Source organism: Polaromonas sp. P1_E3 (genome assembly GCF_056405935.1).
This window is the reverse complement of the sequence record NZ_JBFUBD010000107.1, coordinates 1-8,892: the sequence shown is the minus strand read 5'-3', so window position 1 is coordinate 8,892 and position 8,892 is coordinate 1. Positions and strand designations below refer to the sequence as shown.

The 8,892-nt window shown below is 63.0% G+C and carries 6 protein-coding genes and 1 pseudogene; 6 read left to right on the top strand and 1 reads right to left on the bottom strand.

The window, feature by feature from the left end; all coding sequences use genetic code 11:
- A partial coding sequence (metG, locus tag AC1D0Z_RS12570) for a methionine--tRNA ligase (protein WP_477658579.1) occupies window positions 1-1,174 on the bottom strand: 1,174 nt, incomplete at its 3' end.
- Between the two features lie 148 nt (window positions 1,175-1,322).
- Here metG and apbC point away from each other — a divergent pair.
- From apbC to AC1D0Z_RS12540, 6 genes and pseudogenes are all read left to right on the top strand, one after another.
- Window positions 1,323-2,420, top strand: a pseudogene (gene apbC / locus AC1D0Z_RS12565) (iron-sulfur cluster carrier protein ApbC); the annotation flags it as partial.
- 12 nt (window positions 2,421-2,432) lie between these two features.
- Entirely contained in the window at window positions 2,433-3,392 is a 960-nt protein-coding gene (locus tag AC1D0Z_RS12560; protein WP_477658578.1) for a LysR substrate-binding domain-containing protein, read from the top strand.
- Between the two features lie 113 nt (window positions 3,393-3,505).
- The gene (locus AC1D0Z_RS12555; protein ID WP_477658577.1) at window positions 3,506-3,976 is read left to right on the top strand and encodes a formate dehydrogenase subunit gamma; all 471 of its coding nucleotides are present in this window, start codon (window positions 3,506-3,508) and stop codon (window positions 3,974-3,976) included.
- Window positions 3,973-5,535 (top strand): formate dehydrogenase beta subunit, encoded by a 1,563-nt coding sequence (locus AC1D0Z_RS12550; protein WP_477658576.1) that lies wholly within the window; start codon window positions 3,973-3,975, stop codon window positions 5,533-5,535. Before AC1D0Z_RS12555 ends, AC1D0Z_RS12550 begins: the two co-directional genes overlap by 4 nt.
- A gap of 47 nt (window positions 5,536-5,582) precedes the next feature.
- Window positions 5,583-8,483 (top strand): formate dehydrogenase subunit alpha, encoded by a 2,901-nt coding sequence (gene fdhF, locus AC1D0Z_RS12545; protein ID WP_477658575.1) that lies wholly within the window; start codon window positions 5,583-5,585, stop codon window positions 8,481-8,483.
- Window positions 8,470-8,892: formate dehydrogenase accessory sulfurtransferase FdhD (locus AC1D0Z_RS12540; protein ID WP_477658574.1), on the top strand; the 423-nt coding region annotated here is incomplete at its 3' end. The genes fdhF and AC1D0Z_RS12540, both read left to right, overlap by 14 nt.

Genomic DNA, 8,892 nt, shown 5'->3' with positions numbered 1-8,892 from the left:
TGACCCGCGCCATGAAATCATCGGCATTGAAGTCAATGTCTTCATTCTTCGCATTGAGTTTGGCAGCCAGGTAGTAGCGCAACCATTCGGGGTTCATGCCCAGGCTCAGGTACTTGAGCGGGTCCAGGCCGGTGCCGCGGCTCTTGCTCATCTTCTCGCCGTTGTTCACGGTGAGAAAGCCGTGCACAAACACGTTGTCGGGCGTCTTGCGGCCGCTGAAGTGCAGCATGGCCGGCCAGAACAGGGTGTGGAAGGTGACGATGTCCTTGCCAATGAAGTGGTACTGCTCCAGGCCCGGCGCCGCCATGTAGGTGTCGTAGTTTTCGCCGCGCTTTTCGAGCAGGTTTTTCAGTGAGGCGAGGTAGCCGACAGGTGCGTCCAGCCAGACATAAAAGTACTTGCCCGGCGCGTCTGGTATCTCAATGCCGAAGTAGGGGGCATCCCGGCTGATGTCCCAGTCGCCCAGGCCTTCGCTTTGGGTGCCGTCAGGGTTGGTACGAATGCTGAACCACTCCTTGACCTTGTTGGCCACTTCGGGCTGCAGCTTGCCGTCCTGCGTCCACTTTTCCAGAAAGTCCACGCAGCGCTGGTCGGACAGCTTGAAGAAAAAATGCTCGGAGTTTTTGAGCACCGGTGTAGCGCCCGACAAGGCTGAATATGGGTTGATCAAATCCGTGGGCGCATACACCGCGCCGCAGTTTTCACAGTTGTCGCCGTACTGGTCCTTCGTGCCGCACTTGGGGCAGGTGCCCTTGATGTAGCGGTCTGGCAGGAACATGTTCTTTTCAGGGTCAAAGAACTGTTCAATCGTTTTGGTTTCGATCAGCCCTGCTTTTTTCAGATCCAGGTAGATCTGCCGTGCCAGTTCGTGGTTTTCCGGGCCGTCGGTCGAATGCCAGTTGTCAAAGCTGATGTGAAAGCCGTCCAGGTAGGGCTTGCGGCCTGCGGCGATGTCGGCCACAAACTGCTGCGGCGTCTTGCCGGCTTTTTCCGCCGCGATCATGATGGGCGCGCCATGGGCGTCGTCCGCACCCACGAAGTTCAYCGCATGGCCCTGCATGCGCTGAAACCGCACCCAGATGTCGGCCTGGATGTATTCCATGATGTGACCGATATGAAAATTGCCATTGGCGTAGGGCAGGGCGGTGGTGACAAACAGGCGGCGCTGGGACATAAGGGTGCTTTTTGGCTAGGGAGAGGTAACCCGCGATTTTAAGTCGCCCGGCCCGCAGCCTGCCCCGGCAAGCCCCCATGACCCCAGGGCCTGCCGTCACGGCGTTAGACTTGAAGCCAACCCCCTCGCTTCAGATTCACCGGAGAATTCCCCCATGTCCCTGGACCAACAGGCCGTCCTGAACGCCGTGCAAACCGTGCTGGACCCCAATACCGGCAAAGACTTCGTCAGCACCAAGGCCCTGAAAAACCTTCAGCTCAGCGGCGACGACGTGTCGTTTGATGTTGAACTCGGCTACCCCGCCAAAAGCCAGATCGCCGGCCTGCGTAAAAGCCTGATCGCTGCCGTCAAAGCAGTACCCGGCGTCGGGAATGTCTCCGTCAACGTCACTTTCAAGATCGCCAGCCACAGCGTGCAGCGCGGCGTGCAGCTGCTGCCCAATGTCAAGAACATCATCGCCGTGGCCTCCGGCAAGGGCGGTGTCGGCAAAAGCACTACCGCCGTCAACCTGGCCCTGGCCCTGGCGGCCGAGGGCGCCAGCGTTGGATTGCTCGATGCCGACATCTACGGCCCCAGCCAGCCCATGATGATGGGCATCGAAGGCCGGCCCGAAAGCGTCGACGGCAAGAACATGGAGCCCATGGAGAACTACGGTATCCAGGTCATGTCCATCGGTTTCCTGGTCGCGCAGGACGAAGCCATGATCTGGCGCGGCCCCATGGCCACCCAGGCGCTGGAGCAGCTGCTGCGCCAGACCAACTGGAAAGACCTGGACTATTTGATCGTCGACATGCCGCCCGGCACCGGCGACATTCAGCTCACGCTGTCGCAGCGCGTGCCCATGACGGGCGCCGTCATCGTCACCACGCCGCAGGACATCGCGCTGCTCGACGCCAAAAAAGGCATCAAGATGTTCGAGAAAGTCGGCGTGCCCATCCTCGGTATTGTCGAAAACATGGCGGTGCACATCTGCAGCAACTGCGGCCATGCCGAGCACATCTTCGGCGAAGGCGGTGGCAAGAAAATGGCGGCCGACTACAAGATGGACTACCTGGGCGCACTGCCGCTGGATATGCAGATCCGCCTGCAAGCCGACAACGGCCGACCCACAGTTGTCGCCGATCCTGACGGCGAAGTCGCCGGCATCTACAAGGCCGTGGCGCGCAAGATGGCCGTCACCGTCGCTGCCAAGGCTAAGGACTTCTCCGCCAAGTTCCCGACCATCACGATCTCCAAGAACACGTAAGGCGTTCTTGCCATGAACCTGCTGGCCTCCCTGCGTTACCTGGCCGCGCTTGACGAGCACAAGCACTTCGGCCGCGCGGCGCAGGCCTGCAACATCACCCAGCCGGCCTTGTCCAACGCCTTGCGCGCGCTGGAAGACGAGTTCGGTGCCGCCATCGTGGTCCGCGGGCGCGCGTTTGTTGGCTTCACCGAGGAAGGTGAACGCGTCCTCGCCAGCGCCCGGCGCATGTTGCATGAGCGAGAGATCCTCAAGCAGCAGCTCGATAGCTCAATAGACAGCCCGCGCGGGCATTTGACCATTGGCGTGGTACCCACGGCGGTCTCCATCGCCGCGCGTTTTGCGGCCATGCTGCATGCGCGCCACCCGGGCATCACACCGGTGGTGCTGTCGCTCAATTCGCACGACATCGAGACCCGGCTGGAAAACCTGTCGCTGGACATGGCGCTGGGCTACACCGAACGCCTCAGCGCGCGCAACACGCGGCTGACGACATTACCGCAGTACACCGAGCGCTACTTTCTCGTGCGCCGCGCCGCCAAACCCAGCCCGGACAGCTTGCGCTTCGGCCCACCCATGACCTGGGCTGACGCCGCCAAGCTGCCGTTGTGCCTGCTGACACCCGACATGCACAGCCGCACACGGGTCGATGCCGCGTTTGCCGCTGCGGGCGTTACGGTCCAGCCGGTGATGGAAACCAACTCCATGCTGACGCTCGCCCTGACTGTTGTCGTCGGCGAGGTATCCAGCGTGCTGGCGGGTGCGCTGGTGTGTGCCGTGCAGGGTTACCGCGAACTCGAAGCGCTGCCCCTGACGCCGGATGTGGAAACCCCTGTCGGTTTCATGATGCAGGCCAGCGACCGGCCCTCCCGCACGCTGGAAGCCGCCATGTCCCTGGCCGCCGAGCCCGCCTGGCTGCGCCATGCGGCCGACTACAGTGCGCATCCCGAGAGCATGGGAGTCAAGTCCACCTAGGCAACGGTTTGCATACATTCAATCCTTGAATGGGGCAGTGTCCCGATTCAATTGGACGTGACCCCATCGCTTGCACATACTTTGTGCATAGACAGAGATAGGGGTCCCACACGATGAATGAAGTTGCAAGCCAGGCCGTCGAACGCGTCATTGCGTCGGCCAAGCACATGCCCGGCGCCTTGATGCCGATACTGCACGGCATTCAGGACGCGCTCGGCTACATCCCGCCAGAGGCGGTTCCGCCCATCGCCGAAGCTTTGAATCTGTCGCGCGCCGAGGTTCACGGCGTGGTGACGTATTACCACTACTTCCGCTCCGAGCCGCCAGGCCGGCACGTGGTGCAGATTTGCCGTGCCGAGAGCTGCAAAGCCATGGGCTCCGACGCCCTGTGGTCGCATGCCTGTTCCCACTTGGGCAGCGACGGTCACGGCCCCACCAAAGACGGCGCTTTCACGGTCGAGCCGGTTTACTGCCTGGGCCTGTGCGCACAGTCCCCCGCGATGACGCTGGACGACAAGGTCCACGCCCGCGTCGGCATTGAAAAATTCGACCGTCTGGTGGCGCAAGCCGGGAGCGCCGCATGAGCATCAAAATTTATGTGCCCCGCGACTCTGCGGCATTGGCGGCCGGCGCCGGTGAGGTGGCGGCGGCCATCACCGCCGAGGCAGCAAAGCGCGGTATCGGCATTGAGCTGGTTCGTAATGGCTCCCGCGGCCTGTTCTGGCTGGAGCCCATGGTCGAGGTGCAAACCGGTGCAGGCCGCATCGCCTACGGGCCGGTAGAAGCTGAAGACGTGGCCGGCCTTTTTGATGCCGGCTTTCAGTTGGGTGGCGTCCACGTACTGCAGTTGGGCCTGACCGAAGAGATTCCGTACCTGAAAAGGCAGGAGCGCCTGACCTTTGCGCGCATGGGTGTGACCGACCCGCTGTCGCTGGCGGACTACCGGTCGCATGAGGGCTATGCCGGCCTGCAACGTGCCCTGACCCTTCCGGCCACAGAGATCGTGCAGCAGGTGCTGGACGCCGGCCTGCGCGGGCGCGGCGGCGCGGCATTCCCCGCCGGCATCAAATGGAAAACCGTGGCGGGCCTCAAAGCCAGCCAGAAATATGTGGTCTGCAATGCCGACGAGGGCGATTCCGGCACCTACTCCGACCGCATGACCATGGAGGGCGATCCTTTCATGCTGATCGAAGGCATGACGATTGCTGCGGTTGCCAGTGGCGCCACGCAGGGCTATGTCTACATCCGCTCTGAATACCCCCACGCGGTGGCGACCATGCGTAAGGCCATCGAGGTGGCTGAAGCGGCTGGCTTTCTGGGCGACAACATCCTCAGCTCGGGCCATAGCTTTCACTTGCATGTGCGCAAGGCCGCGGGCGCGTATGTGTGCGGCGAAGAAACCGCCATGCTTGAAAGCATCGAAGGCAAACGCGGCATCGTGCGCGCCAAGCCGCCCATCCCCGCCATCCAGGGCCTGTTCGGTAAACCGAGCGTGATCAACAACGTCATCACCTTTGCTTCGGTGCCCATCATCCTGTCGCGCGGCGCCACGTTTTACAAAGACTATGGCGTGGGCCGCTCCAGGGGAACCCTGCCCATCCAGCTGGCCGGCAATATCAGGTTCGGCGGGCTGGTGGAAAAAGCCTTTGGCGTGACTTTGCGCGAGCTGATGTACGACTACGGTGGTGGCTCGGCCTCGGGCCGGCCTATCAAGGCCGTGCAGGTGGGCGGCCCGCTGGGCGCCTATGTGCCTGAATCCCAGTGGGACACGCCGCTCGACTACGAAGCCTATGCGGCCGTGGGGGCGGTGGTGGGCCACGGCGGCATCGTGGTGCATGACGACACGGCCGACATGGCCAGCCTGGCGCGCTACGCGATGGAGTTTTGTGCGATCGAGTCCTGCGGCAAGTGCACACCCTGCCGCATCGGCTCCACCCGTGGTGTGGAAGTCATCGACCGCATCGCCAACGGCCCGGGCGAACAGCGCCCGCAACAGATCAAGCTGCTGCGCGACCTCTGCGACACCATGGTGCACGGCTCGCTGTGCGCCATGGGCGGCATGACGCCTTTCCCGGTGCTCTCTGCACTCGACCATTACCCGCAGGACTTCGGCATGACTGTGCCGGATCGCAAGGCCGCGTAATCCACCAGCACCCGGCAGCACCCCAACAAGACGCACAGGAGACCCCCATGCTCGAACACCTCAAAGAAACCGACTACGGCACCCCCAAACGCGAGTCAACGCAGGAAGTCACGCTGGAGATCGACGGCGAAAGCGTCACGGTCCCCGCAGGCACCTCGCTCATGCGCGCGGCGGTAGACGCGGGCATCCAGGTGCCCAAGCTGTGCGCCACCGACAGCCTGGAGCCTTTCGGCTCCTGTCGCCTGTGCATGGTGGAAATTGACGGGCGCAAGGGCTTCCCCGCATCGTGCACCACACCGGCCGAAGCCGGCATGAAGGTGCGCACCCAGTCGCCCCGCCTGCAGGAACTGCGCAAAGGCGTGATGGAGCTCTACATCTCCGACCATCCGCTGGACTGCCTGACCTGCTCGGCCAACGGCAACTGCGAGCTGCAGGACATGGCCGGCGTGACCGGGCTGCGCGAAGTGCGCTACGGCATGGAAGGCGCCAACCATTTCCGCAATGAAAGCAAGCCGGCGATCGACAACTCCAACCCCTATTTCAGCTACGACGCGTCGAAGTGCATCGTGTGCAACCGCTGCGTGCGCGCCTGCGAAGAAACCCAAGGTACGTTTGCACTGACCATCAGCGGCCGCGGCTTCGAGTCGCGCGTGTCGCCGGGGCAAGACCAGCCCTTCATGGAATCCGAATGCGTGAGCTGCGGCGCTTGCGTCGAGGCCTGTCCGACTGCCACGCTGCAGGAAAAAACCGTGATCATGCTGGGCCAACCCGAGCACAACAAGATCACCACCTGCGCCTATTGCGGCGTGGGCTGCGCCTTCAAGGCCGAGATGAAGGGCAACGAAGTGGTGCGCATGGTGCCTTGGAAAGACGGCAAGGCCAACGAAGGCCATGCCTGCGTGAAGGGCCGCTTTGCCTGGGGCTATGCCACCCACAAGGACCGCATCACCAAGCCCATGATCCGCAAGAACATCAGCGACCCCTGGCAGGAAGTCAGCTGGGACGAAGCCATCAACTACGCCGCCAGCGAGTTCCGCCGCATCCAGGCCAAACATGGCAAGGATTCGATTGGCGGCATCACCTCGTCGCGCTGCACCAACGAAGAAACCTACCTGGTGCAAAAGCTGGTGCGCGCCGCGTTCGGCAACAACAACGTCGACACCTGCGCCCGCGTCTGCCATTCGCCCACCGGTTACGGCCTGAGCCAGACCTACGGCACATCGGCCGGCACGCAGACCTTCAAATCGGTGGAGAAAGCCGACGTGATCCTGATCATCGGCGCGAACCCGACCGACGGCCACCCGGTGTTTGCCTCGCGCATGAAAAAGCGCCTGCGTGAAGGCGCCCGCCTGATCGTGGTCGACCCGCGCCAGATCGACATCGTGCGCTCGCCGCACGTGGAGGCCGAATTCCATTTGCAGCTGCGCCCCGGCACCAACGTGGCCATGATCTCGTCGCTAGCCCATGTAGTGGTGACAGAAGGCTTGCTGGCCGACGACTACATCGCCGAGCGCTGCGATGAAAAATCCTTCCGCGAATGGCGCGAGTTCGTCGCACGCCCAGACAATTCGCCCGAAGCCATGGAGGCGGTCACCGGCGTGCCGGCGGCGGATGTTCGCGCCGCGGCCCGCCTTTACGCCACCGGCGGCAATGCCGCCATTTACTACGGCCTGGGCGTGACAGAACACGCACAGGGCTCGACCATGGTCATGGGCATTGCCAACCTGGCCATGGCCACCGGCAATGTGGGCCGCGAAGGTGTGGGCGTGAACCCGCTGCGTGGGCAAAACAATGTGCAGGGCGCCTGCGACATGGGCTCCTTCCCGCACGAACTGCCGGGCTACCGCCATGTGTCCGACAGCACGGTGCGCGCCGAGTTCGAAACGGCCTGGGGCGTGACGCTCAATGAAGAGCCCGGCCTGCGCATCCCCAACATGTTTGATGCCGCCGTGGCCGGCAGCTTCCTGGGCCTGTATTGCCAGGGCGAAGACATTGTGCAGTCCGACCCCGACACCCAGCACGTGGCCAAGGCTCTGACATCGATGGAATGCATCGTGGTGCAGGACATCTTCCTGAACGAAACCGCCAAGTACGCGCATGTGTTCCTGCCGGGTTCCTCTTTTCTGGAAAAGGACGGCACCTTCACCAATGCCGAGCGCCGCATCTCGCGCGTGCGCAAGGTCATGCCGCCCAAGGCAGGCCTGGCCGACTGGGAAGTCACCGTCAAGCTGTCCAATGCGCTGGGCTATCCGATGAACTATGTCCATCCGCGCGACATCATGGCCGAGATAGCGGCGCTGACGCCGACCTTCCGGGGTGTGACCTTCGCCAAGATCGAGAAGCATGGCAGCGTGCAGTGGCCTTGCAACGAAGACACGGCGGAGCTTGGCACCGAGTTCATGCACAAGGATGGTTTTGTGCGCGGCAAGGGCCGATTCATCATCACGCAATACGTCGCGACCGACGAAAAAGTCACCCGCAAATTTCCGCTGCTGCTGACCACCGGCCGTATCCTGTCGCAGTACAACGTCGGCGCGCAGACGCGCCGCACCGACAACAACCAGTGGCACAGCGAAGACCGGCTGGAGATCCATCCGCACGACGCCGAAGACCGCGGCATCAAGCCCGACGACTGGGTGGGCATTGAAAGCCGCGCCGGCCAGACCGTGCTGCGCGCGGTGGTCACCGAGCGCATGCAACCGGGCGTGGTCTACACCACCTTCCACTTTCCGGAATCGGGGGCCAACGTCATCACGACGGACAGTTCCGACTGGGCCACCAACTGCCCGGAATACAAGGTCACGGCGGTGCAGGTGATGCCGGTGGCACAGCCCTCGGAATGGCAAAAGTCCTACTCGCGCTTCAACAAGCAGCAACTGCAGTTGCTGGATGCGGCGTCACAACCGGCAGGCAGCTCTCCAGCGGAGGCAGCGCATGCAGGTGGTTGAGGGTTGCCGTGAAGCCCCTGTGACGGGGGTGCGGGCGCATCGCGCGTTCGACCGCTCGGACTGGGTGGCTGAAGAAGTGCCTGTTGCGCTGGAATACAACGGCATATCGCACGCCGTGATGCTGGCCAGTCCGTCTGACCTGGAGGACTTTGCCTTTGGCTTTTCCGTGACCGAGGGCATCGTGGACGACTACGCCCAGATTCACGACATTGAACAGACCAGCAGTGAGGAGGGGGAGACGCTGCACCTGACCATCGCGGCATCGTGCTTTACACGCCTGAAAGACCGCCGCCGCAGCATGACGGGCCGCACCGGCTGCGGCCTGTGCGGCACTGAAAGCCTGGCACACGCCGTCCGCCTGCCGCCGCGCCTGCATGGCGGCGCGGAGTTTGAAGCAGGCGTCATCACC